The 23,740-nt window shown below is 72.8% G+C and carries 22 protein-coding genes, 1 pseudogene and 1 riboswitch; of the genes and pseudogenes, 21 read left to right on the top strand and 2 right to left on the bottom strand.

Annotated elements, in window-relative coordinates; translation table 11 throughout:
- The first annotated feature begins 2 nt into the window (after nt 1-2).
- The 18 genes from murD (at nt 3) to VGX25_RS21465 (ending at nt 19,527) form a co-directional block, all read left to right on the top strand.
- Nucleotides 3-1,328 (top strand): UDP-N-acetylmuramoyl-L-alanine--D-glutamate ligase, encoded by a 1,326-nt coding sequence (murD, locus tag VGX25_RS21550; RefSeq protein WP_326919663.1) that lies wholly within the window; start codon nt 3-5, stop codon nt 1,326-1,328.
- On the top strand, nt 1,328-2,656 hold the full coding sequence (gene ftsW / locus VGX25_RS21545) for a putative lipid II flippase FtsW (RefSeq protein ID WP_326919662.1): 1,329 nt from the start codon (nt 1,328-1,330) through the stop codon (nt 2,654-2,656). The genes murD and ftsW overlap by 1 nt, the downstream gene beginning before the upstream one ends.
- A gap of 28 nt (nt 2,657-2,684) precedes the next feature.
- Nucleotides 2,685-3,788, top strand: coding sequence for an undecaprenyldiphospho-muramoylpentapeptide beta-N-acetylglucosaminyltransferase (gene murG, locus VGX25_RS21540; RefSeq protein ID WP_326919661.1), 1,104 nt, complete (start codon nt 2,685-2,687; stop codon nt 3,786-3,788).
- Entirely contained in the window at nt 3,778-5,226 is a 1,449-nt protein-coding gene (gene murC / locus VGX25_RS21535; protein ID WP_414635903.1) for a UDP-N-acetylmuramate--L-alanine ligase, read from the top strand. The genes murG and murC overlap by 11 nt, the downstream gene beginning before the upstream one ends.
- Nucleotides 5,223-5,972 (top strand): cell division protein FtsQ/DivIB, encoded by a 750-nt coding sequence (locus VGX25_RS21530; protein ID WP_326919660.1) that lies wholly within the window; start codon nt 5,223-5,225, stop codon nt 5,970-5,972. Before murC ends, VGX25_RS21530 begins: the two co-directional genes overlap by 4 nt.
- 165 nt (nt 5,973-6,137) lie before the next feature.
- Nucleotides 6,138-7,379: a cell division protein FtsZ gene (ftsZ, locus tag VGX25_RS21525; protein ID WP_326919659.1), complete on the top strand. Its 1,242-nt coding sequence runs from the start codon at nt 6,138-6,140 to the stop codon at nt 7,377-7,379.
- Nucleotides 7,380-7,639: 260 nt separating this feature from the next.
- Nucleotides 7,640-8,356 (top strand): peptidoglycan editing factor PgeF, encoded by a 717-nt coding sequence (gene pgeF / locus VGX25_RS21520; protein ID WP_326919683.1) that lies wholly within the window; start codon nt 7,640-7,642, stop codon nt 8,354-8,356.
- Entirely contained in the window at nt 8,353-9,090 is a 738-nt protein-coding gene (locus tag VGX25_RS21515; RefSeq protein WP_326919658.1) for a YggS family pyridoxal phosphate-dependent enzyme, read from the top strand. The genes pgeF and VGX25_RS21515 overlap by 4 nt, the downstream gene beginning before the upstream one ends.
- Before the next feature lie 35 nt (nt 9,091-9,125).
- Nucleotides 9,126-9,782 carry a cell division protein SepF gene (locus VGX25_RS21510; protein WP_326919657.1) on the top strand — a complete coding sequence of 219 codons (657 nt, stop codon included), beginning with the start codon at nt 9,126-9,128 and terminating at the stop codon, nt 9,780-9,782.
- Between the two features lie 19 nt (nt 9,783-9,801).
- A complete protein-coding gene (locus VGX25_RS21505; RefSeq protein WP_326919656.1) occupies nt 9,802-10,086 on the top strand; it encodes a YggT family protein in 285 nt (94 codons plus the stop codon).
- 47 nt (nt 10,087-10,133) lie between these two features.
- A complete protein-coding gene (locus tag VGX25_RS21500) occupies nt 10,134-10,958 on the top strand; it encodes a DivIVA domain-containing protein (protein ID WP_326919655.1) in 825 nt (274 codons plus the stop codon).
- Nucleotides 10,959-11,110: 152 nt separating this feature from the next.
- Nucleotides 11,111-11,650, top strand: coding sequence for a hypothetical protein (locus VGX25_RS21495; protein WP_326919654.1), 540 nt, complete (start codon nt 11,111-11,113; stop codon nt 11,648-11,650).
- A gap of 231 nt (nt 11,651-11,881) precedes the next feature.
- Nucleotides 11,882-15,013, top strand: coding sequence for an isoleucine--tRNA ligase (gene ileS / locus VGX25_RS21490; protein ID WP_326919653.1), 3,132 nt, complete (start codon nt 11,882-11,884; stop codon nt 15,011-15,013).
- A 3-nt stretch (nt 15,014-15,016) separates the two neighbouring features.
- Nucleotides 15,017-15,388, top strand: a complete 372-nt coding sequence (locus VGX25_RS21485) for a nitroreductase family deazaflavin-dependent oxidoreductase (RefSeq protein WP_326919652.1) — start codon at nt 15,017-15,019, stop codon at nt 15,386-15,388.
- A 22-nt stretch (nt 15,389-15,410) separates the two neighbouring features.
- On the top strand, nt 15,411-15,977 hold the full coding sequence (locus tag VGX25_RS21480; protein WP_326919651.1) for a TetR/AcrR family transcriptional regulator: 567 nt from the start codon (nt 15,411-15,413) through the stop codon (nt 15,975-15,977).
- A gap of 157 nt (nt 15,978-16,134) precedes the next feature.
- Nucleotides 16,135-16,413 carry a DUF167 domain-containing protein gene (locus VGX25_RS21475; protein ID WP_414635901.1) on the top strand — a complete coding sequence of 93 codons (279 nt, stop codon included), beginning with the start codon at nt 16,135-16,137 and terminating at the stop codon, nt 16,411-16,413.
- Between the two features lie 43 nt (nt 16,414-16,456).
- A complete protein-coding gene (locus VGX25_RS21470; protein ID WP_326919650.1) occupies nt 16,457-17,935 on the top strand; it encodes a potassium/proton antiporter in 1,479 nt (492 codons plus the stop codon).
- An 83-nt stretch (nt 17,936-18,018) separates the two neighbouring features.
- A riboswitch (SAM riboswitch) is annotated at nt 18,019-18,135 on the top strand.
- Nucleotides 18,136-18,168: 33 nt separating this feature from the next.
- Nucleotides 18,169-19,527, top strand: coding sequence for an aminotransferase class V-fold PLP-dependent enzyme (locus tag VGX25_RS21465; RefSeq protein WP_326919649.1), 1,359 nt, complete (start codon nt 18,169-18,171; stop codon nt 19,525-19,527).
- A 290-nt stretch (nt 19,528-19,817) separates the two neighbouring features.
- Here VGX25_RS21465 and VGX25_RS21460 read toward each other — a convergent pair whose 3' ends face one another.
- Nucleotides 19,818-20,654, bottom strand: coding sequence for an alpha/beta hydrolase (locus tag VGX25_RS21460; RefSeq protein WP_326919648.1), 837 nt, complete (start codon nt 20,652-20,654; stop codon nt 19,818-19,820).
- A gap of 59 nt (nt 20,655-20,713) precedes the next feature.
- On the opposite strand from VGX25_RS21460, the gene lspA reads away from it, so the two are divergent.
- Both lspA and VGX25_RS21450 read left to right on the top strand, forming a co-directional pair.
- Entirely contained in the window at nt 20,714-21,277 is a 564-nt protein-coding gene (gene lspA, locus VGX25_RS21455) for a signal peptidase II (RefSeq protein WP_326919647.1), read from the top strand.
- A 91-nt stretch (nt 21,278-21,368) separates the two neighbouring features.
- The gene (locus tag VGX25_RS21450) at nt 21,369-22,298 is read left to right on the top strand and encodes an RluA family pseudouridine synthase (protein ID WP_326919646.1); all 930 of its coding nucleotides are present in this window, start codon (nt 21,369-21,371) and stop codon (nt 22,296-22,298) included.
- Here VGX25_RS21450 and VGX25_RS21445 read toward each other — a convergent pair.
- Nucleotides 22,295-23,272, bottom strand: coding sequence for an AsnC family protein (locus VGX25_RS21445; protein ID WP_326919645.1), 978 nt, complete (start codon nt 23,270-23,272; stop codon nt 22,295-22,297). The genes VGX25_RS21450 and VGX25_RS21445 overlap by 4 nt on opposite strands.
- An 80-nt stretch (nt 23,273-23,352) precedes the next feature.
- Between VGX25_RS21445 and VGX25_RS21440 the strand changes: the two are divergent.
- Nucleotides 23,353-23,740, top strand: a pseudogene (locus VGX25_RS21440) (hypothetical protein); the annotation flags it as partial.

Here is a 23,740-nt window from a genome sequence, read left to right as displayed (position 1 = left end):
CCATGTTCGCCGGGCAGCGGGTACTGGTGACCGGGGCCGGGGTGACGGGCCGGTCGGTCGCGGCGGCGTTGCTGGGGATGGGGGCGCGGGTGACGGTGACCGACGCCGACCCGGAGCGGCTGGTCGGGTTCGACCCGGCCGTCACGCTGGTGCCGGGGCTGGCGGCGGTGCCCGACGGGACCGACCTGGTGGTGACCAGTCCCGGGTGGGGGCCGACCAACCCGCTGCTGACGGCGGCGGCCATGGCCGGTGTCGAGGTGATCGGCGACGTGGAGCTGGCCTGGCGGGTGGCGCGCCGGCCCACCTGGCTGGCGGTGACCGGGACCAACGGCAAGACCACCACGATCGGGATGCTGGAGGCCGTGCTCAACGCGGCCGGCCTGGACGCCGTGGCGTGCGGCAACGTCGGCCTGCCGGTGATCGACGCGGTGCTCGCCGGGCACCGGGTGCTGGCCGTCGAGCTGTCCAGCTTCCAGCTGCACTGGCAGTCGTCCTTGCGCCCCAAGGCATCCGTCGTGCTCAACGTGGCCGAGGACCACCTCGACTGGCACGGCTCGCTCGACGACTACGCCGCCGCCAAGGGCAAGATCTACGCCGGCGCCGAGGTGGCCGTGTTCAACGCCGACGACGTCTGGTCCACGCTGCTGTCGGCGGGGCACGGTGACCGGGTCGGGTTCACCCTCGACGAGCCCGGCGACCACCGGTTCGGCATCGTCGACGGCTGGCTGGTCGACGGCGACGAGCAACTCGCCGAGGTGTCCGACGTGCCGGCGCCGGGGCTGCACAACGTGGCCAACGCGCTGGCCGCCGCGGCGCTGGCCAGGGTGCTCGGCGTGCCCGCCGAGGCGGTGCGGGACGGGCTGCGGGTGTTCCGGCCGGGCGATCACCGGGCGGTGCTGGTCGGGGAGTGGAACGGCGTGCGCTACGTCAACGACTCCAAGGCCACCAACCCGCACGCGGCGGCCAGCTCGCTCGGCGCCTACTCGTCGGTGGTGTGGCTGGTCGGCGGGCAGCTCAAGGGCGCGTCGATCGACGATCTGGTGGCCGAGGCCGTCGCCCGGCTCCGCGGCGTCGTCCTGATGGGCGCAGACAGCGACGTGATCTCCGCGTCGCTCGCGCGACACGCGCCGCAGGTCCCCACGCACCGCGTGGGTCCGGGAGACGATGACCCCATGATGGCAGCGGTGCGCGCGGCGAGCTCGATGGCCCGCCCCGGGGACGTCGTGCTGCTCGCGCCGGCCGCCGCGTCGTTCGACATGTTCCGCAACTACGCCAAGCGAGGCGAGGCGTTCGCGGCCGCGGTCAAGCGGCTGCACGGGGTGGCGTGATGGCGACCGTGGGGAAGCAACGTGACGTTGCCGTGCGAGAAGGAAAGCAGCAACCTCGTGTTGCTTCCCGGCCCGGCCGGGTCGGCGCGCTGCGCACCGCGCTGACCGCGTGGCTTGGCCGCCCGCTGGCCTCGTTCCACCTCGTGCTGGCGGTGTGCGCGCTGCTGACCGTGCTCGGCCTGGTGATGGTGCTGTCGGCGTCCGCGGTGATCTCGCTCAACACCGGCTCGGCGTACACGGTGTTCCGCAAGCAGGTGGTGTACGTGCTGGTCGGGCTGACGCTGTTCTGGATCGGGCTGCGCGTCCCGCTGCGCAAGATCCGGGCGTGGAGCCCGATGATGCTGGGGCTGTCCGTGCTGCTGCTGATCCTGGTGCTCACCCCGCTCGGGTCGACGGTCAACGGCACCAAGAGCTGGTTCACCTTCGGCCCGGTGTCGTTCCAGCCGGTCGAGGCGGCCAAGCTGGCGCTGGCCCTGTGGGGGGCGCACATCCTGGTGGTCAAGCGCGCCGTGCTGCACCAGTACCGGCACCTGCTGGTCCCGGTGGTGCCCGCGGCCCTGGTGATGTTCGCCCTTGTCATGCTGCAGCCCGACCTCGGCGGCACGATCACCCTCGGCGTGGTGCTGATCGCCCTGCTATGGTTCGCCGGGGCGCCGCTGCGGCTGTTCGGCGCGCTCGCGCTCGGGGCGGTCGCCGGCGTGGTGGTGCTCGCCGTGGGCACCGACTACCGGCTGTCCCGGGTGCTGTCGTTCCTGCACCCCGAGGAGGACCCCGGCGGCGCGGCCTACCAGGCCACCCAGGCGGTGTACGCGCTGGCCGACGGCGGGCTGTTCGGCAAGGGCCTTGGCCAGGGTCCCTCGAAGTGGCAGTACCTGCCCAACGTGCACAACGACTTCATCTTCGCGCTGATCGGGGAGGAGCTCGGGTTCCTCGGCTGCGTGCTGGTGCTCGGCCTGTTCGCGGCGCTGGCGATCACCGGCATGCGCATCGCCACCCGCAACATCGACCCGTGGATCCGGATGGTGGCCGCCACGCTGACCGTGTGGCTGGTGGCCCAGGCGGCGATCAACATCGGCTACGTGGTCGGGTTGCTCCCGGTCACCGGCATCACGCTGCCGCTGATCTCGTCCGGCGGCACCTCGGTCGTGGTCACCCTGCTGGTGTTCGGCCTTCTGGCCAACTGCGCGCGCCACGAGCCGGAAGCGGTGTCCGCACTACGCTCTCAGGGGCCGGGCCGGTTCGGCCGCCTCATGCGACTGCCGGCGCCCGACCCCTACCAGCCGCCGAAACGCAAGCCGCGCAGGCCCCAAGGAGGACGGCGCACTTGACCACAACGCGCACAACCGCGGAGGAACATTGACCGAGCCGAGTCGTCGAAGCCCGTGTGTCGTCGTCGCCGGGGGTGGCACGGCCGGACACATCGAGCCGGCGCTGGCGCTGGCGGACGCGGTGCGCCGGCTGCGTCCGGACGCCAGGGTGGTGGCGCTGGGCACCGAGCGTGGGCTGGAGAAGACGATCGTCCCGGCCCGGGGGTACCCGCTGGAGCTGATCCCGCCGGTTCCGTTGCCCCGCAAGCCGAATCTCGACCTGCTGCGGCTGCCGCTGAAGGTGCGGTCCGCGGTGAAGATCACCCGCGAGGTGCTCGACCGGGTGGGCGCCGACGTGGTGGTCGGCTTCGGCGGTTACGTCGCGATGCCGGCCTACCTCGCCGCGCGCGGCCGGCTGCCGATCGTGGTGCACGAGTCCAACGCGCGCGCCGGGGTGGCCAACAAGATCGGCGCCCGGCTGGCCGAGCGGGTGCTGGCCGCGGTGCCCGACTCCGGGCTGGCCGGGGCCGACGTGATCGGCATCCCGCTGCGCCCGTCGATCCTCGAGCTGGACCGGGCGAAGCTGCGCGCCGAGGCCCGCGAGCACTTCGGCCTCGATCCGGACGCGCCGACGCTGCTGGTCACCGGCGGCTCCCAGGGGGCGCGCTCGATCAACGCCGCGGTGTCGGCGGCCGCACGTGATCTCGCGGACGCCGGGATCGGCGTGCTGCACGCCCACGGGCCGAAGAACACCCTTGTGGTGCAAGAGGTTCCGGGCAAGCCGAAGTACGTCGCGGTGCCCTACATCGAGCGGATGGACCTGGCCTACGCCGCGGCCGACGCCACGCTGTGCCGCAGCGGCGCGATGACTGTCGCCGAGGTGTCCGCGGTCGGCCTGCCCGCGGTGTTCGTCCCGCTGCCGCACGGCAACGGCGAGCAGGCGCTCAACGCCCGGCCGGTGGTCGACGCCGGCGGGGCGGTGCTGGTGCCGGACGAGGAGCTGAGCCCGAAAACCGTCCGCGAGCTGGTCATCCCGCTGCTGCTCGACACCGAGCGCCTGGCGGCGATGAGCGGCGCCGCGCGGGCCACCGGGCACCGCGAGGCGGCCGACGAGCTGGCCCGGATCGTGCTCGAGGTCGCCCATGGCCGCTGACGTACCATCCTCTGCCCCGCCCCCGCCCACTCATCGTGGCGCTCCGCGCCGCAGTGCTCAATTCGAGCGCGCGCACCTGGTGGGCATCGGCGGCGCCGGGATGAGCGGCATCGCCCGGATTCTGCTCGCCCGCGGCAAGCAGGTGTCCGGCTCGGACGCCAAGCCCTCGCGGGCGGTGGACGCGCTGCGCATGCAGGGCGCGCGGATCGCGGTCGGGCAGGCCGCGGAGAACCTCGACCTGCTCGACGGCGGCCCGACGGCGGTGGTGGTGTCGACGGCGATCAAGGAGACCAACCCCGAGCTGGCCGAGGCCCGCCGCCGCGGGCTGACCGTGCTGCACCGGTCGGCGGCGCTTGCCGAGCTGATGGCCGGGTACCGGGTGGCCTGCGTGGCCGGCACGCACGGCAAGACGTCCACCACCTCGATGCTGACCGTGGCGCTGCAGCAGTGCCGGCTCGACCCGTCCTTCGCCATCGGCGGCGACCTCAACGAGTCCGGCGCCAACGCCCACCAGGGCACCGGCGAGCTGTTCGTGGCCGAGGCCGACGAGAGCGACGGGTCGTTCCTGGCCTTCTCCCCGTGGGTCGCCGTGGTGACCAATGTGGAGGCCGACCACCTCGATCATCACGGCACGGTCGAGGCGTACGTGTCGGTGTTCGACCAGTTCCTCAAGCGGATCGAGCCGGGTGGGCTGCTGGTGGCCGGTGTGGACGATCCAGGAGCCGCCGCGCTGGCCGACCGGGCCGAGGCCGCGGGCATCCGGGTGCGGCGGTACGGTCGGTCCACTTCGGACGTCCGGTTGCTGTCCCACCGGCCGGACGACGGCGGCGGGGTGGCCCGGATTTCGTTGGACGGCAAGGAGATCGAGCTGCGGGTCGCGGTGCCGGGGGAGCACATGGCCAGCAACGCGATCGGCGCGCTGCTCGCCGGGCTCGAGCTCGGCGCTCCGCTTTCCGGGCTGCTGGAGGGAATCGCGACGTTCGGCGGGGTGCGCAGGCGGTTCGAGTTCAAGGGCCGGTCGGCCGGCGTGCGGGTGTACGACGACTACGCGCACCATCCGTCCGAAGTAGACTCACAGCTCAGGGCGGTGCGGCCGACGCTGGGCAACGGCCGGCTCGTGGTGGTCTTCCAGCCGCACCTGTACTCCCGGACCAGGCTGTTCGCCGACCGGTTCGGTGCGGCGCTCGCCCTCGCCGACGAGGTCGTGGTGCTCGACGTGTTCGGCGCCCGGGAGGAGCCGGAGCCCGGCGTCACCGGTGCGCTGATCGCCAGCGCGGTGCCGCTGCCGGAGGCGCGGGTGCACTACGAGCCGTCCTTCGAGCGGGTGCCGGCGCTGGTGACCGGCCTCGTCGACGAGGGAGACCTGGTGCTCACCATGGGCGCGGGCGACGTGACGATGCTCGGGCCGGAGATCCTGGCCGAGCTGGACCGCCGATGACCGGCGCCGTCCGGGGCCGGGTCCGCCGCAGGATGCCCGTGGCGGAACGGGAGCCGGAGCCCGAGCACCGCCCGAGCCGCCGCCGCTACGTCCGCCGGCGATGGATCGCCGTCGCCGTGCTGGCGGCGGTCACCGGCCTCACCTACGCGGTGCTGTTCACGTCGCTGTTCGGCGTCCATTCGGTGGACGTGTCCGGGACGCGCACCATCCCGGCCGACACGGTGCGCGCCGCCGCCGCGATCGAGCCGGGCACGCCCCTTGCGCGGCTGGACACCGACGAGGTCCGCGACCGGGTGGCCGCGCTGCCGAAGGTGTTCTCCGTCGAGGTGTCCCGCTCGTTCCCGAGCACCGTGGAGATCGTCGTCGTCGAGCGCGGCCCGGTGGCCGTGGTCTCCGCCGGCGACGGGGTGCACCTGGTGGACGCCACCGGCCTGGACTACGAGGTGGCCAAGGCGAACCCGGGAAGCCTGCCCGAGCTGGCCGTGTCCACGGTCCGCCCCGACGACCCGGCGACCAGGGCGGCGGTCACCGTGCTCGGCGTCATCCCGCAACAGCTGCGCGCCCAGGTGGTGAAGGTCAGCGCGCGCACCGCCGGCAGCGTCGAGCTGGCCCTCGCCGACGGCCGCACCGTCCGCTGGGGCGGCGCCGACGAGTCCGAGCGCAAGGCCGCCGTCCTGGCTCCGCTGCTGACCCGCCCCGGCACGGTGTACGACGTCACCACACCGGACTTCCCGACGGTGTCCTGAATTCAACCCCGTCACACGGCGTGGCGGCTGGATCGAGGCTGGCGGGATGCCTACCGTCCTGAACGACGGCTCGGGTTGACATAACTCTCGACCTCTTGTAGAGGTTCAGAGTTTGCCGCCCGCGCTTGATCGGACGCAAGGCCTCGATCAGGAAGGCGAAGGGCGATGACACCCCCGCACAACTACCTGGCGGTGATCAAAGTCGTCGGCATCGGCGGCGGTGGGGTCAACGCCGTCAACCGGATGATCGAGGTCGGCCTCAAGGGTGTCGAGTTCATCGCGGTGAACACCGACGCGCAGGCGCTGCTGATGTCCGACGCCGACGTCAAGCTCGACATCGGGCGCGAGCTGACCAGGGGCCTCGGCGCCGGGGCCAACCCCGAGGTCGGGCACAGGGCGGCCGAGGACCACCGCGAGGAGATCGAGGAGGTCCTCAAGGGCGCCGACATGGTGTTCGTCACCGCCGGTGAGGGCGGCGGCACCGGCACCGGCGGCGCGCCCGTCGTCGCGTCCATCGCCCGCAAGCTCGGCGCGCTGACCATCGGCGTGGTCACCCGGCCGTTCTCGTTCGAGGGCAAGCGGCGCGCCAAGCAGGCCGACGAGGGCATCACCAACCTGCGCAACGAATGCGACACGCTGATCGTCATCCCCAACGACCGGCTGCTGCAGCTCGGCGACATCGGCGTCTCGCTCATGGACGCCTTCCGCTCCGCGGACGAGGTGCTGCTGTCCGGTGTCCAGGGCATCACCGACCTGATCACCACCCCCGGTCTGATCAACCTCGACTTCGCCGACGTCAAGAGCGTGATGTCGGGCGCGGGCAGCGCGCTGATGGGCATCGGCTCCGCGCGCGGCGAGGGCCGAAGCGTGCAGGCCGCGCAGAAGGCGATCAACTCCCCGCTGCTCGAGGCATCCATGGACGGCGCGCACGGCGTGCTGCTGGCCATCGCCGGCGGGTCGGACCTCGGCCTGTTCGAGATCAACGAGGCCGCCTCGCTGGTGCAGGAGTCCGCCCACCCCGAGGCCAACATCATCTTCGGCACGGTGATCGACGACTCGCTCGGCGACGAGGTGCGGGTCACCGTCATCGCGGCCGGCTTCGACAGCGGCACGCCGACACACAAGAAGCTCGACCCCACGATGGTCAGCTCCCGCGGCCCGGTCGCGTCGGGATCGGCGGGGCAGGTGCAGCAGCCGCAGCGTCCCGTGCCGCCGGTGCAGACCCCGCCGCCGGCGCCCCCGGTGCAGCCGCCGGCGCCGCCCAGGGCGTCGACTCCGCCGCCGGCGAACAATCATGGGGTGCCGGGGCAGCGCAGCGGCACGCCGGGGAGCCTGCCGAGCCGGGCGATGCCGGTGGTTGATGATCCGGATGATGAGGTGGATGTTCCGCCTTTTATGCGGCGGTAGGGGTGAGGTAGGGCCGGGTGGGGGGCGGCCGGGTTTGGTGGGGGTTGGGCTGCGTTGGCGGGCGCCGGTTTCGGCGGGGTTGGGGATGCCCGGGTTTGGTGGGGGCTGGGTTGCTTGGCGAGTGGCGGTTCCTGCGCAGGGTCTGCGGGTATCGGGTGGGCTGCGCGAAGGTGTGTGGCGGGTTCGTGTAGGGGCCGGGGTGGAAACGTCGGGGGCACACTGCTTCGTGCGTCGGTGGTGGGGGCGGGAAGATGGGGGCTGTGCGCATTCGACGAGTGGTGACTACCCGGGCGGGCGGGGTGTCGAGGCCGCCGTTTGACTCGTTCAACCTGGGGGCGGGGGTGGGGGATGATCCGGAGGCGGTGGCGGCGAACCGGAAGCGGCTGGCGGACGAGTTGGGGTTGGCGCCTGATCGTCTGGTGTGGATGGAGCAGGTGCATGGGCGCAACGCGGTGATCGTGGAGGGGCCGCGGGAGGGGGCGGTGCCGGTCACCGACGCGTTGGTGACGGCGGTGCCGGGGCTCGCGTTGGTGGCGTTGGTGGCGGATTGTGTGCCCGTGTTGCTCGCCGATCCGGACGCGGGCGTGGTGGGGGCGGTGCATGCCGGGCGGGTGGGGGCCCGGGTCGGGGTGGTGCCGGCGGCGTTGGGGGCAATGCGGGAGGCGGGGGCGGACATCGGCCGGGTCGAGGTGCTGCTGGGGCCGGCGGTGTGTGGCGAATGTTATGAGGTGCCGGCGACGATGCAGGCCGATGTCGAGAAGCACCTGCCGGGGAGCGCGTGCCGCACGCGGAAGGGGACGGCGGGGTTGGATCTGCGGGCGGGGTTGTGGCGGCAGCTGGCGGACGCGGGGGTGGCGCGGATCGGGATCGATCCACGGTGCACGGTGGAGGACGAGACGCTGTTCAGTCACCGCAGAAACAAGACCACTGGGCGATTGGCGGCGCTGACGTGGGTTGATCGGGATGGGGGCCGATGATCGCGGAGCGGGGGCGGCTCGGCGAACTGTCCGCGGCGCTGGCGGGGGTGCGGGAGCGGATCGACGCGGCGGCCAGGGCGGTGGGGCGGGATCCGGCGGGGATTCGGCTGCTTGCGGTGACGAAGACGTTTCCGGCCAGCGACGCGGCGCTGCTGACCGATCTGGGGGTGCTCGAGCTTGCGGAGAATCGGGAGCAGGAGGGCGGTCGCAAGGCCGGGGAGCTGACGGCACTGCGACCGGATGTGCAGGTCAGGTGGCATATGGTCGGCCGGTTGCAGCGGAACAAGGCGCGGTCGGTGGTGCGGTGGGCGGCGGAGGTGCAGTCCGTCGACTCGGTGCGGTTGGCGCGGGCGTTGGAGCGGGCGATGGGGGCGGCGCGGGCGGCGGGGGAGCGGGGGGAGCCGCTGGACGTGTTGGTGCAGGTGAGCATCGACGGGGATCCGGAGCGGGGTGGGTGTCCGATGGAGGAGCTACCGGGGCTGGCCGATGGGGTAGCTCGATCAGGTGAACTGCGGTTGCGGGGGATCATGGCGGTCGCGCCGCTCACGATGAGTCCCGACGCGGCCTTCGAACGCCTTGCCAGAGCGGCGGATCGGCTGCGTCACGATCATCCACAAGCGACCGAAATCTCCGCCGGCATGACCGGTGATCTGGAGCAAGCCGTCGCACACGGGTCGACCTGCGTGCGTGTCGGAACCGCGCTGCTCGGCGCCCGCGGGCTAGCCTCCCCTTGACAGACAGTATCGACGGGAGTGCGAGGCAGGTCGAAATGGGCACGCTGCAGAAGCTGAAGGCCTACTTCGGCATGGTCCCGGCGGACGACTTCGATGACTACGACGCCGTCGACGACTATGACCGCGGGTACGGCCATCGCCCGGCCTACCTCGCCGAAGACGACTACGAGCCCTACCCCGCCCCCACCCGCCGCCGCCTGTTCGGCCGGCAGGACGCCGAGCCCGAGCTCGACGTCCGGAACGCCGACTACGAGCCGGCCAACCGCGCCCGGCCCCGCCCCACCTGGACGGCGGAGACCCCGCCCGCCCCGGTGCACGGCGCGCTCGCCATGGAGACCAGGAGGGAGCCGGTGACCAGGTTGCGCACCGAGCCCCGGGACAACCCGATCGCGTCCACCCCCACCAGCTACCCGCTCGGTCGGATCGTCACCCTCCACCCGACCAGCTACAACGAGGCCAGGGCGATCGGCGAGCACTACCGCGACGGCAATCCGGTGATCATGAACCTCACCGAGATGGATGACGCCGACGCCAAGCGTCTGGTTGACTTCGCGGCCGGACTGGCGTTTGCTCTCCGGGGTTCGATCGACAAGGTCACCAACAAGGTGTTCTTGATCTCACCGCCCAACGTCGACCCATCGGCGGAGGACAAGCGGCGGATAGCCGAGGGTGGGTTGTTCACCCGAAGCTGAGTGATGGCAGAGTTGACATGTGGAACCGGTGCGGCTTGCCTTGTACTGGGTGTTGTTCGCGTTCTGGCTGCTGCTGACGGCCCGCGTGGTGGTGGAGCTCGTTCGCGCGTTCGCGAGGGAGTGGCGCCCGGCGGGCGGAGTTGCGGTCGCGCTGGAGAGCATCTACACAGTGACCGATCCTCCGGTCCGACTGGTCCGTCGGGTGATCCCGATGGTGCGGATCGGAGGCGTAGGGCTGGACCTATCGATTATGGTGCTGCTGCTGGTCGTGTTCATCGCAATGCGGCTGGCGTATCCCGGGTGACGGGGACTTGGGTGACCAGGCAGCCACGGAGTGCGTGAGGTGATCTGATGTCGTTGACCCCCGCTGACGTTCATAATGTCGCGTTCAGCAAGCCTCCCATCGGCAAGCGGGGCTACAACGAGGACGAGGTGGACGCGTTCCTTGACCTGGTCGAAGTCGAGCTGTCCCGGCTGATCGAGGAGAACAACGACCTGCGTCAGCAGATCGAGCAGCTCGACTCCCAGCTCGAGTCCGCTCGAGCCGAGATCGACGACGCCCGCATGGGCGCACCCCACCCACCCCGCCCGGAGGAGCCGCGCCGCCTGACACCGGTGCCGCCGCCCAGCGCGATGGAGCAGACCTCCCCCGGCGCGGGCGGCGACCACCACGTGCAGGCCGCCAAGGTGCTCGGGCTCGCCCAGGAGATGGCCGACCGGCTCACCGGCGAGGCCAAGTCCGAGGCCGACAGCATGCTCGCCGAGGCGCGCACCAAGTCCGAGCAGCTGCTGTCCGAGGCCCGCGCGAAGGCCGACGCCATGGTCAACGAGTCCCGCACCAGGGCCGAGACCATGCTCAACGACGCCCGCACCCGGTCCGAGACGCTCGAACGCCAGGCCAGGGAGAAGGCCGCGGCGCTGGAGCGCGACGCGCAGCGGCAGCACAACGAGGTCCTCGGCGCGGTCCAGGCCGAGCGCACCTCGCTGGAGAAGAAGATCGACGAGCTGCGCACGTTCGAGCGCGAGTACCGCACCCGCCTGAAGACCTTCCTCGAGTCCAGCCTGCGCGAGCTCGGTGATCGCGGATCGGCGGCCCCGTCCGCGTCCGGCGACGGCGGCGGACGAGCCGGCCAGCAGGGCTACGCCTTCGGCCCGCGGGCCGCCGAAGCCGGGTAACCGAGGGTGATGGCTGAGCCGTGCTCGCGGAAAGCGCTCGCCGGAGACCCTCGGCTAGTGCCTTCCGGGGGCCAAGCCCCCAGACCCCCTGCCGGCGGGGCTTCGCCCCCCGGACCCCCCGATTCGAGCGCTGACCATCGATCGGGTTCTTGATGCTCTATCTCGTCCTGATCCTGGTGATCGCGGCCTTCGTGCTGCTGATCGCCGCCCTGGCCACGGCCAACACGATATGGGCCTGGGTCTCCGTAGGCATCAGCGTGGTCGCCGCCGGGCTGCTGGTGTACGACTGGCTGCGCGGCCGCCGGCGGGTGGCCGCGACCTCGGCGCCGCGCGAGGTGGAGCCGGTGGTGATCGAGGACGAGCCGGAACCCGTGCCGCCGGCCGAGGAGCACCGGGCCGAGCCGCCGGCCGAGGAACCCGCCGCCGTTGATCACATCGGGGACGAGGAGCCGGGCGAGGAGACGACCGACGCCACCGACCTGCTGGTGATCTCCGACCTGGCCGACGAGGTCAAGGTCGTCGACGAGCACCCCCGCTACCACCTGGCCCAGTGCACCTGGCTGTCCGGCAAGCAGACGATCCCGCTGCCCGTCTCCGAGGCCCGCGAGCTGGGCTTCACCCCGTGCGCCCGGTGCGGCCCGGACGCCGTGCTCGCCGCCAGGCACCGCGCCGGCCGGGGGGCCACGCAGTAACCGGTTGCCCGCGGCGGCTATCGTTGAAGGACAGGCATCGATCCGGCCATCACCGGGGAGCCTCCGGAAGAACGGGCGCCAGCCTCAGTAGAACCGGACGGGACGGCCCGTCACAGCCGACATCGAGTGGTCGCCGCGGCGCAGCGGCGGCAAGCGGGGTGGTACCGCGGAGCGCGGACGCGCTTCGTCCCCGCGTGGATCGGCACGATCGACCCGCGAGGAGTACCACCGATGGCGTACCCCAAGGCATCCCACGAAGCTGCTGATTTCAGAGACAGCACAGTGCCCGCGCAGCCGTCCTTCCCGGCTCTCGAGGAGAAGGTGCTGGACTACTGGGCGCGGGACAAGACCTTCCAGGCCACAGTGGACGCCCGGCCGGCCGGCGAGAACGGCGCCAACGAGTTCGTGTTCTACGACGGCCCGCCGTTCGCCAACGGCCTGCCGCACTACGGCCACCTGCTCACCGGCTACGTCAAGGATCTCGTGCCGCGCTACCAGACCATGCGCGGCAGGCACGTCGAGCGCCGGTTCGGCTGGGACACCCACGGCCTGCCGGCGGAGGTCGAGGCCGAGACGCAGCTCGGCATCAAGACCAAGGACGAGATCGAGGAGATGGGGGTCGCGGAGTTCAACGAGGCCTGCCGCACCTCGGTGCTGCGCTACACCGGCGCCTGGCGCGACTACGTCACCCGGCAGGCCAGGTGGGTGGACTTCGACAACGACTACAAGACGCTCGACCTCGACTACATGGAAAGCGTCATGTGGGCGTTCAAATCCTTGTGGGACAAGGGTTTGATCTACGAGGGCTTCCGCGTGCTGTGGTACTGCTGGCGCTGCGAGACGCCGCTGTCCAGCACCGAGACCAAGATGGACGACGTCTACCTCGACCGGCAGGACCCGGCGATCACCGTCGGGCTGCGGCTGGAGACCGGCGAGCTGGCGCTGGTGTGGACGACCACCCCGTGGACGTTGCCGAGCAACCTGGCCATGGCCGTGCACCCCGACGTCGACTACGTGGTGGTGCAGGCCGGCGGGGAGCGGTACCTGCTTGCCGAGGCCCGGGTCGCCGCCTACGCAAGGGAGCTGGGCGAGGACCCGCCGATCGTGGCCCGGTACAAGGGAAGTGACCTGCTGGGCCGGCGGTACACGCCGCCGTTCGACTTCTTCGTCGGCACCGAGAACGCCCACCAGATCCTCGCCGCCGACTACGTGACCACCGAGGACGGCACCGGGATCGTGCACATCGCGCCGGCCTACGGCGAGGAGGACAAGGTCGTCACCGACGCGGCCGGGATCACCCCGGCCACGCCGGTCGACAGCACGGGCCGGTTCGGCCCGGAAGTGCCGCCGTACGAAGGCATGCACGTCTTCGACGCCAACGGGCAGATCATCGCCGACCTGAAGAAGGCCGGCCGGGTGCTGCGGCACGAGACCTACGACCACGCCTACCCGCACTGCTGGCGGTGCAACAACCCGCTGATCCAGCGCGCGGTGTCGTCCTGGTTCGTCGCGGTGACCCGGTTCCGGGACCGGATGGTCGAGCTGAACAAGCAGATCAACTGGGTGCCCCAGCACATCCGGGACGGCCAGTTCGGCAAGTGGCTGGAGAACGCAAGGGACTGGTCCATCTCCCGCAACCGGTTCTGGGGCTCGCCGATCCCGGTGTGGGTCTCCGACGATCCGAACTACCCGCGCGTCGACGTGTACGGCTCGCTCGACGAGCTGGAGCGCGATTTCGGTGTCCGGCCGACGGATCTGCACCGGCCGTACGTCGACGAGCTGACCCGGCCGAACCCGGACGACCCGACCGGCAGGTCGACCATGCGCCGGGTCAAGGACGTGCTGGACTGCTGGTTCGAGTCGGGCTCGATGTCGTTCGCCCAGGTGCATTACCCGTTCGAGAACGCCGACTGGTTCGAGCACCACTACCCGGGCGACTTCATCGTCGAGTACAACGGCCAGACCCGCGGCTGGTTCTACACGATGCACGTGCTGGCCACCGCGCTGTTCGACCGGCCGGCGTTCCGCAACTGCATCGCGCACGGGATCGTGCTCGGCGACGACGGGCAGAAGATGTCCAAGTCGCGGCAGAACTACCCGGACGTCAACGAGGTGTTCGACCGGGACGGCTCGGACGCCATGCGCTGGTTCCTGATGGCCTCGCCGATCCTGCGCGGCGGCGACCTCGTGGTGACCGAGCGCGGCATCCGCGACGCCGTGCGCCAGGCCGTGCTGCCGCTGTGGAACAGCTGGTACTTCCTTGCCCTGTACGCGAATGCCGAGGGGGTGACGGGCACCTGGCGCACCGACTCGCGGCACGTGCTCGACCGCTACATCCTGGCCAAGACGCACGACCTGGTGGCGTCGGTGACCGCGGCGCTGGACGCCTACGACGTGTCCGGCGCGTGCCAGACCGTCCGGGAGTACCTGGAGGTGCTGACCAACTGGTACGTCCGGCGGTCCAGGGACCGGTTCTGGGCCGGGGAGGTCGACGCGATCGACACCCTGCACACCGTGCTCGAGGTCGTCTCCCGGGTCGCCGCGCCGCTGCTGCCGCTGACCACCGAGACCGTGTGGCGCGGGCTGACCGGCGAGCGGTCGGTGCACCTTGCGGACTGGCCGGCGGCCGCCGACCTGCCCGCCGACGACGCGCTGGTGGCCGCCATGGACCGGGTGCGCCAGGTGTGCTCGGCCGCGCTGTCACTGCGCAAGACCGCCCGCCTGCGGGTCCGGCTGCCGCTGGCGCGCCTGGTCGTCGCGGCCGCCGACGCCCCGGTGCTCGAGCCGTTCGTCGCGCTGATCTCCGACGAGGTGAACGTCAAGGCGGTCGAGCTGACCACGGACGTGGCCGAGTACGGCCATGTCGAGCTGGCGGTGAACGCCCGTGCGGCCGGCCCCCGGCTGGGCGCCGACGTGCAGAAGGTGATCAGAGCGGTCAAGGCGGGGGAGTGGACGACGAGCGGCGACACGGTGAGCGCGGCCGGCATCGAGCTGCTGCCCGGCGAGTACGAGCGGCGCCTTGTCGCCACCGATCGCGGGGCCACCACCGAGCTGCCCGGCGGCTCCGGCCTCGTGGTGCTGGACACCGACGTGACCCCCGAGCTGGCCGCCGAGGGCGTGGCCAGGGACCTGATCCGCGTGGTGCAGCAGGCCCGCCGCGAGGCCGGCCTCGACGTGTCGGACCGGATCGCGCTCACCGTGTCCGCACCCGACGACGTGGTCGCCGCCGCCCGCGCGCACGAGGCGTTCCTTGCCGGGGAGACGCTGGCCGACTCGGTCGCGTACGGCTCCGTCGGATCCGCGGGGTTCGAGGGAACGGTGGGCGACGGCGTGCCGGTCCGGGTCGAGGTCGCCAGAATGTAACCCATGGTGCTGTCGCGAAGGTTGGCGCGGTTCAACAAGCGGGTCACCAACCGGGTGCAGGGGGTGTGGGCGCCCTACCTGCCGCCGTGGGCCCTGATTGTCCACAAGGGACGGAAGTCGGGCGCCGAGTACCGCAACCCGGTGCTGGCGTGGCGGTCCGGTGACCGGCTCGAGGTGGTGCTGTTCTACGGCGAGCGCACCGACTGGGTCCGCAACGTCCTTGCCGTGGGCGGGGGTGAGGTGATCCGGCGCGGGCGCACCATGAGCCTGGCCAACCCGAGGGTGGTCGACGGGACCGACCCCGCGGTCAGCGCCCCCGTCCGCCGGGTGGCCGGCGCCCGGTTGCGGGTGCTGCTCGGCGACCTCGCCGACTGATTCCATACGGTAGCGTATGGGCGTGCCCCGGCTGAGCAAGAACGACTGGACGGCGGCCGCGCTCGCCGCGCTCGCCGAGGGCGGGGTCCCGGCGGTGGCGATCGAGCCGCTCGCGGCGCGGGTGGGGGCCACGAAAGGCAGTGCCTACTGGCATTTCCCCAACCGGGAGGCGTTGCTCGAGGCCACGTTGCGGCGCTGGGAGACCGAGCACGCCGGCGCCCTGGCCGAGCTGGTGGAGGCGGACCGGCCGCCGCCGGTGGAACGGCTGCGCCGGTTGCTCGGCGCCGTGCTGGACGCCGCGCGGCCCGACCACGTGGAGCTGGCCCTGCTGGCGTCGGCCGACGAGCCGCTGGTCGCCGCCGCGCTGCGCCGGGTAACCGAGCGGCGGCTGAGCTACCTGGCGAGGCTGTTCGGGCAACTCGGCTTCACCCCGGCACAGGCGCGGCGCCGGGCGGTGCTCGCGCATTCGCTCTACCTCGGCCAGGCGCAGCTGGTCCGCGGCGCGCCCGAGGTGCTGCCGCGCACCTCCCCGGCGCGCCGGGCCCAGCTCGACGACGCCGTGCGGACCATGACGGCGCCGCCGGCATGAGCGGAGCTTGCGGAGCGAACCATTCGATGCTCCTGCGTCTTGGAGGAACGAGAAGACGCGGGCTTGGCGGAGCTTGCGGAGCGAACGACGAATACTGTCCCGCTGCCGAGGGACGAGGCGGCGGGCCGGCCATCACCGAGCTTGCGAGGTGACGGCAGTGAGCGTGCGGTTCGCCGTGCGGGTGCGGCCGGGGGCGTCCCGGACCGCGGTGGGCGGGCGCTGGTCGGGCGGCGCGCTGATCGTCGCGGTCGCCGCGCCCGCGGTGGCGGGCAAGGCCAACGAGGCGGTCCGGCGCGCGCTGGCCGAGGCCTTCGGGGTGCGCCGGCGGCAGGTGGCGATCGTGCGCGGGGAACGCGGCCGGGACAAGCTCATCGAGCTCGACCCCGCCCCGCCGGACGCCGAGTCGATCCTCGCTCGACTGCTCGACGGGACGTGAGCTGCGACAATGACGCCTTCACAACGAGCACTCGGGAGGTGGGGTGGCCGAGCTGACGATCGTGCTCGGCATCGGCGCGGCGGTGATCCTGCTGGCCGTTGTCGCGGTGCGGCTGTCGGTGCGGGTCGGCCTGCCCTCGCTGCTGCTGTACCTCGCGATCGGCGTCGGCCTCGGGGAGGCCGGGCTCGGCATCCAGTTCGACAACGCGCCGCTGACCCAGGCGCTCGGCCTCGCCGCCCTCGTGCTGATCCTCACCGAGGGCGGCCTCACCACCCGGTGGTCGGACGTGCGACCCGCGCTCGGCCCCGGCATCGCACTGTCCATTGTGGCCGTCGGGGTCAGCATCGGGATCACCGCGACCGCGCTGCACCTGATCTTCGACTTCAACTGGCGGCTGGCCTTCCTGTGGGGCGCGGTGCTGGCACCGACCGACGCCGCGGCGGTGTTCAGCGTGCTGCGCGGGATCGGCGTCGGCAAGCGCCTCGTCGGTGCGCTCGAGCTGGAGTCCGGCCTCAACGACGCGCCGTGCTATATCGCCGTGGTGCTGCTCGCGTCCGGCAGCGCTCTGGAGTGGACACTGCCGTTCGTGGTCGGCTACGAGCTGATCGCCGGCGCGCTCATCGGGCTGGTGTTCGGCTGGTTCGGCGGCCTCGCCCTGCGCCGGGCCGCGCTCCCGGCCACCGGCCTGTACCCGCTGGCGACGGTCGCGGTCTGCGTGGCGGCCTTCGCCTGCGGCCAGCTCGCGCACGCGTCCGGGCTGCTGGCCACCTACGTCGCCGCGCTGATGCTCGGCAACTCGCGGCTGCCGCACCGGGCGGACACGCTGTCGTTCGCCGAGGGATTCGGCTGGCTCGCCCAGATCGGCCTGTTCGTCCTCTTAGGACTGTTCTCGTCGCCGTCCCGGCTGCTCGACGCGATCGTGCCGGGACTGGTCGCCGCCGCCGTGCTGACCCTGCTCGCCCGCCCGCTTTCGGTGCTCGCGTCGGCCGGGCCGTTCCGGATGCCGCTGCGCGAGCAGGGATTCCTGTCCTGGGCCGGGTTGCGCGGCGCGGTGCCGATCGTGCTTGCGCTCATCCCGCTCACCGAGGGGGTCGACGGGGCGCGGCAGCTGGTGGACGCGGTGTTCGTGCTGGTGATCGTCATGACCCTGGTGCAGGGCACCACGCTGCAGCTGCTGGCCCGCCGGCTCGGCCTGACCGCCGGCGCAGAGTCGGTGGAGCTGCAGGTCGACGCCGCCCCGCTGGACGAGTTGGGCGCCGAGCTGCTGCAGGTGCGCATCCCGACGGGCTCCAAGCTGCACGGCGTGTACCTCGCCGAGCTGCGCCTGCCGACCGGCGCCACGATCAGCCTGATCGCCCGCAACGGCCACGGCTTCACCCCCGGCGCCACCACCCGCCTGCAGGAGGGCGACGAGCTGCTCGTCGTCGCCACCGCGCAGGCCCGCGCCGCCGCCGAGCGCCGCATCCGCGCGGTGGACCGGGCCGGCCGGTACGCCCGGTGGAGGGGCGAGACCGGTAACTGAGCCCGCTCTAGCCAGGCCCGAGCGTCCCACGATCCGGGCCGGATTCGATGGATGGACGCTCGATCGGATAGCCTGCACAGCAAGGTCATGAGCGCCAGCGCGAAGCCCCGGCTCGCTGGCCGGCAACCCTCCAACCGCGGTGGGGTGCCCCGGGTGAGGACCTGGCCCTCCGCGAGGTGCGGAGCGGGCAAGCGCGGACCCTCCCTGGGTCCCGACCCATCGGAGGTCGTGCCATGACCCTGGCCCACGTCGTCGAGCCCCGCTGTGCCGACGCGCACCCCGCGCTGCCCGCCGTCACGTCGGCGCGGCTGACCGTGCCGCTGGTGGACGGCCGGCGCGTGCCGTACGCCAACCTCGACCACGCGGCCAGCGCGCCGTGCCTCGAGGCGGTGCAGGACGCGGTCAACGAGCTGCTGCCGTGGTACGCCAGCGTGCACCGCGGCGCGGGGTTCGCCTCGCGGGTGTCCACCCGGGTCTACGAGCAGGCCCGGGACACGCTGCGCGCCTTCGTCGGGGCGCACCGCGGCGACACGGTGGTGTTCACCCGCAACACCACCGACGCGCTGAACCTGCTGGCCCGCTGCCTGCCGCGGGGCACGTCGGTGGTGCTGTTCGACACCGAGCACCACGCGGCGCTGCTGCCATGGCGGGGACCCAACGTGCGCCGGATCCCGACGCCCGAGCGGCCAGGCGACGCCGTGGTCGCGCTGGAGGACGCGCTGCGCGGCTGCCCGACCGGCCCGCGGCTGGTCGTGATCACCGGCGCGTCCAACGTGACCGGCGAGGTGTGGCCGGTGACCAGGCTGGCCGAGGTGGCCCGGCGGCACGGCGCCCGGATCGCGCTGGACGCCGCGCAGCTCGCCCCGCACCGGCCGGTCGACGCGCGGGCGCTGGACGTGGACTACGTGGCGCTGTCCGGGCACAAGCTGTACGCGCCGTTCGGGGCCGGCGCGCTGGTCGGGCGGGCGGACTGGCTGCAGGCGGCCGAGCCGTACCTGTCCGGCGGCGGCGCGACCAGGCAGGTGGTCGACTGGGGCGACCGGCTCGGCGTGTCCTGGTCGGCGGTGCCGGAGCGGCACGAGGCCGGCTCGCCCAACGTCGTCGGCGTGCACGCGCTGGCCGTGGCATGCGAGACGCTCGACCGGCACGGCTGGGAGCCGATCATGACCCACGAGCGGCTGCTGCTCGACCGGCTGCGCACCGGCCTGGCCACGGTGCCCGGGTATACCGGGCTGAGCCTGTTCGGACCCGACAACGACCGGGTTAGCGTGGCCAGCTTCACCGTGACCGGGCAGGATCCCGGCCGGCTGGCCGCCGTGCTGTCCGCCGAGCACGGCATCGGCGTGCGCGACGGCCTGTTCTGCGCGCACATCGCCACCCGCCGGCTACTCGACCGCGCCGGGTCGACCCAGCAGCGGGCCCTGCGGGCCAGCCTCGGCCTCGGCAGCACCGTCGAGCACGTCGATCGTCTCGTCGCGGCGCTGCGCTCGGTGGTCGCCGACGGCGCGGGCTGGAACTACCGGCTCATCGACGGCCGCTGGACACCCGACCCCGACCCGCGCCCGCTGCCGCCGTTCCTCACCGCCGGCTGACGGTGTGGGCCCGACCCCCTGCCCCCGCGGGCAGGGCTCCGGCAAAGTCGCCAAGATCGCCCTGGCTCCCCGCCACCATGCCCCGACCCTGCCTAGGCAGACACAGGGCTCCGGCACGGCCGGGCCACCGCAACACGACACACGGCTACACCAACACAGAACGCACCTCCCGGAAGGCGAAACACACCGGGCCGGGAACCGCGATCCCGGACGTGCCGCACCTGACGCCGAGCGGGGTGCCGGCCGGCTCGTCGACGCCCGATCCGGACCCGCGTCCGTTGCCGCCGTTCTCACGGCGGGCTGAGCCGGGTGCCGACGAAGTGGAGCACTTCGGGCAGGACTCGGAGCCAGTAGCCGTTGTCGTGGGCGCCGCGGGAGATCGCGGCGACCTGGGGGTGGGCCGTGGCGATCAGGTGGCGGGCGGCGTCGACGAACGGGTCCTCGGTGCCGCACCAGATGCCGAGCGGGGTGCCGGCCAGCTCGTCGACGTGGCGCAGCGGCTCGCTGTCCCGCCACTGCCGCTCGTCGGTGAAGGCGTTGCGGGAGCGGGCTTCCGGCCAGTCCCGGAACAGCGCGGGGCTGGCGACGCCGACGGCTTTCAGCGGTCTGTGGCGGGCGAGGTTGAGGGCGCCGTAGCCGCCCATGGACAGGCCGAAGGCGGCTCGCGGCGGGCCGGGGATCTCCCCGACCAGCATGCGGAGCGGGTCGTCGCCGTCGCGCGGCACGAAGTAGTTGTCGCCGCAGTCGACGGCGGTGATCGCGAAGGGCGGCACACCGGCGCGGACCGCGGCGGCCAGGAACCGGGGGAGCCCGAGGTCGAGAAAACTGCGGGCGGTGCCGCCGCGACCGTGCAGGGCAAGGCAGACCGGCAGCGCGGCCGTGCTTCCCGGTGGGTGCATGGTGATCAGGTCGACGTCCCGGCCGCGCGCCGGCGAGTGGATCCGCTCGACGGTCACCGGCCCCGGCGGGACGTCCGGCACCGTGCCGTCCGGTCCGGTGATCCCGAGTGCCCGGCGCAGCGGCGGGCCGCCGGGCAGGACGTCGGTGATCATGCCGGCGCCGGCCGCCGCCGCGGCGCCGGCCAGGCCGAGCCCGCCGACCAGCACCCGGCGTCTGGTGATCCCCATGGCTCTACGGATGCGCGAGCCCCGCGTCCCGTTGCCTCGTGGCCATGGACAATGGGCGGATGAGCACTCCGGAGACCGAGCCCGCGGCCGACCCGCGTCCACCCCGGCGGGGGCTGCTGCTGGTGCTGGTCGCTTCGGTGGTGCTGACCGCCGACGTGCTCACCAAGATCGCCGTGGTGGCCGCGCTGGAGGGTGAGCCGCCGGTGCGGCTGCTGGGCGGATTCGTGTACCTGCAGCTGGTCCGCAACCCGGGCGCCGCGTTCTCCATGGCCACCGGCATGACCTGGGTGCTCAGCCTGATCGCGATCTCCGTGGTGCTCGGCATCATCTGGATCCTGCCGCGCCTGCGCTCGATCGGCTGGGCGATCGGGCTGGGCCTGGTGCTGGCCGGGGCGCTCGGCAACCTGTCCGACCGGATCTTCCGCGCCCCCGGCCCGCTGCGCGGTCACGTGGTCGACTTCGTCTCGGTGTTCGCCCCCAACGGCGACGCGTTCCCGGTGTTCAACGTGGCCGACTCGGCGATCTCCTGCGGCGGCGCCCTGATCGTGCTGCTGGCCCTGCTCGGCCGGGACTACGACGGCCGCTCCACGCGGAAGCCGGCCGCAGAGGTCGAGGCGCCGTGAGCGGAGCTTGCGGAGCGAACCATCGGATACCGCCCTGCCGCCGAGGGACGAGGCGGCAGGGTCACCAGCACCGAGCTTGCGAGGTGCTGGCATGAGTGACGTGCGGGCGCTGCCGGTGCCGGAGGGGCTGGACGGCATGCGGGTCGACGCCGGGCTGGCCAAGCTGCTCGGCCTGTCCCGCACCGCGGTGGCGGAGCTGGCGGAGTCCGGCGAGGTGCGGTTGGACGGGCGGGTCGCCGGCAAGTCCGACCGGCTGGTCGCCGGGGTGCTGCTCGAGGTGTCCCTGCCGGCCCCGGCGTCCCCCGTCCAGGTGGTGCCGGTGCCCGTCGAGGGGCTGATCGTGCTGCACCAGGACGACGACATCGTGGTCGTGGACAAACCCGTTGGGGTGGCGGCACATCCCAGCCCCGGCTGGACCGGCCCCACCGTGATCGGCGGGCTGGCCGCCGCCGGCATCCGGATCTCCACCTCGGGCGCGGCCGAGCGCCAGGGCGTGGTGCACCGCCTCGACGTCGGCACCACCGGCGTCATGGTGGTGGCCAAGAGCGAGCACGCCTACACGGTGCTCAAGCGCGCCTTCAAGGAGCGCACCGTGGACAAGGGCTACCACGCCCTCGTGCAGGGCCACCCCGATCCGTCCGTGGGCACCATCGACGCCCCGATCGACCGGCACCCCCGGCACGACTACAAGTTCGCCGTGATCGCCGGCGGCCGGCCGAGCGTCACCCACTACGAGGTCATCGAGGCCTTCCGCGGAGCGTCCCTTGTGGACATTCGGCTGGAGACCGGCCGCACCCACCAGATCCGCGTCCACTTCGCCGCCCTGCACCACCCCTGCGTCGGCGACCTCACCTACGGCGCCGACCCCACCCTTGCCCGCCGCCTCGGCCTGACCCGCCAGTGGCTGCACGCCCGCTCGCTCGCCTTCCACCACCCCTCCGACGGCCGCCGGGTGGAGTTCGTCAGCGAGTACCCCGACGATCTCCGCGCCGCGCTTGAGATTCTGCGCGCCGAGGGCTAACCGTCGGCGACGCTCCAGGTGAGCGTGCGGGACTCCTCGTCGGGGCGCGGGCTCCAGCGCACCGAGGTCACCTCGGTCGACTCCGGCACGACGTACACCGTGTGGCCGCCGGCGGTCTCGCCGGGGGCGACGCCGATGCGGTGGGGTGGGCGGGAGGACAGGGAGACCGGGGCCTTGGAGATGGTGCGGCCGTCGGCGGTGACGAGCACGAGGTAGAGGTCGGGCAGCGTCTGGAACGGGACGCCGCCGCGGTTGGTGAGCTCGGTGTGCACGACGATGGAGCGCTCGCCTTCCTGGAGGCGGTAGCCGGCGGCGGTGAACAGGTAGTCGGCGGGGTCGACCACCTCGATGAGCTGGATTGCCAGCCGCTCGCCCTCGAGGCCCTCGGTGAGCAGGGTGGCGCCGACCTTGCCGGTGCGCGAATCGCTCCCGTTTGGACGGTCGGTTCGGACGGTCGGTTGGGTGCGGTCCTGCGGCGACGGCTGAACCGGCCGGGCGGGCGGCGCCTGCCGGTCGCCCCTGGCCCAGGACGAGCTCTGCGGCGGGCCCCAGGTGCTCATCGGGGCCGGCGCGGCGGGGAACGGGTTGCTCGGCGGGCCGGTCTGCACCGGGAACGGGTTGCTCGGCGGGCTCGGCGGGTACGGGCCGCTCGGCGCGCCGTGCACCGGATGCGGGCCGGACGGCCCCGGCTGGTAGCCCGGGTACGGCGGCCCCTGGACCGGCGGCGCGAAGCCCCCGCTCGGGACGCCGTACGGCTGCGCGACGTTCACCCTGGCCAGCGCGGCGCGCAGGCCGTTGGGATCGCACTCGACGCCGACCAGCAGCGGCAGCCCGGACGCCGACAGCGCGACCAGGCGCGACGCCACCTCGCGCGGGTCCATGCCCAACCGCGCGGCGACCTCGTGCACCGCTGCCCTTCCCAGCTCGGCCACCAACCCGAGCAGCCGGGCGTCTATCGGATCCACGGTTCGCACGCTACCCCGTTCCCCCGCCGATCGCGGCAGTAGCCGCGCCGGGCACCGCGCGCGGAGCGTCCGGTGGCAGGATCGCCCGGGTGACCGCGACGATCGTCCATCGCGGCCGGTGGACCAGGGCGGACCGGGCCCGCGACAGCTGGCCGCGGTTGCCGTTCGAGCTGCCCGCGGGCTGTCCGGCGCTGACCGTCGAGCTGGAGTACGACCCCGCCGGCGGCGCGGTGATCGACCTCGGCTGCGCGGGACCCGCGGGCTGGCGCGGCTGGTCGGGCGCGGCCCGGCGGCGGTTCGTGATCACCGCGGAGGCCGCGACGCCCGGCTACCGTCCCGGCGAGCTGGAGGCCGGCGCCTGGCACGTGGTGCTCGGCCTGCACCGGCTGCCGGCGGACGGGACTCCGTTCACGGTGACCATCTCCACGGGCGCCGCCGCGCCGCCGGACCCGCCCGCCGAGCCGCCCGTGCCGGACC

It is taken from the genome of Actinophytocola sp. (assembly GCF_035942955.1).
Lineage (GTDB): Bacteria > Actinomycetota > Actinomycetes > Mycobacteriales > Pseudonocardiaceae > DASYTH01.
This window is presented reverse-complemented; position numbering and strand designations above follow the sequence as displayed.

Bases quoted from the DNA above. Each gene is read 5' to 3' on its own strand.
- murD (WP_326919663.1), top strand. From the start codon at position 3: ATGTTCGCCGGGCAGCGGGTACTGGTGACCGGGGCCGGGGTGACGGGC.
- ftsW (WP_326919662.1), top strand. From the start codon at position 1,328: ATGGCGACCGTGGGGAAGCAACGTGACGTTGCCGTGCGAGAAGGAAAG.
- murC (WP_414635903.1), top strand. From the start codon at position 3,778: ATGGCCGCTGACGTACCATCCTCTGCCCCGCCCCCGCCCACTCATCGT.
- VGX25_RS21530 (WP_326919660.1), top strand. From the start codon at position 5,223: ATGACCGGCGCCGTCCGGGGCCGGGTCCGCCGCAGGATGCCCGTGGCG.
- ftsZ (WP_326919659.1), top strand. From the start codon at position 6,138: ATGACACCCCCGCACAACTACCTGGCGGTGATCAAAGTCGTCGGCATC.
- VGX25_RS21515 (WP_326919658.1), top strand. From the start codon at position 8,353: ATGATCGCGGAGCGGGGGCGGCTCGGCGAACTGTCCGCGGCGCTGGCG.
- VGX25_RS21510 (WP_326919657.1), top strand. From the start codon at position 9,126: ATGGGCACGCTGCAGAAGCTGAAGGCCTACTTCGGCATGGTCCCGGCG.
- VGX25_RS21500 (WP_326919655.1), top strand. From the start codon at position 10,134: ATGTCGTTGACCCCCGCTGACGTTCATAATGTCGCGTTCAGCAAGCCT.
- VGX25_RS21495 (WP_326919654.1), top strand. From the start codon at position 11,111: ATGCTCTATCTCGTCCTGATCCTGGTGATCGCGGCCTTCGTGCTGCTG.
- ileS (WP_326919653.1), top strand. From the start codon at position 11,882: ATGGCGTACCCCAAGGCATCCCACGAAGCTGCTGATTTCAGAGACAGC.
- VGX25_RS21485 (WP_326919652.1), top strand. From the start codon at position 15,017: ATGGTGCTGTCGCGAAGGTTGGCGCGGTTCAACAAGCGGGTCACCAAC.
- VGX25_RS21465 (WP_326919649.1), top strand. From the start codon at position 18,169: ATGACCCTGGCCCACGTCGTCGAGCCCCGCTGTGCCGACGCGCACCCC.
- VGX25_RS21460 (WP_326919648.1), bottom strand. From the start codon at position 20,654: ATGGGGATCACCAGACGCCGGGTGCTGGTCGGCGGGCTCGGCCTGGCC.
- lspA (WP_326919647.1), top strand. From the start codon at position 20,714: ATGAGCACTCCGGAGACCGAGCCCGCGGCCGACCCGCGTCCACCCCGG.
- VGX25_RS21450 (WP_326919646.1), top strand. From the start codon at position 21,369: ATGAGTGACGTGCGGGCGCTGCCGGTGCCGGAGGGGCTGGACGGCATG.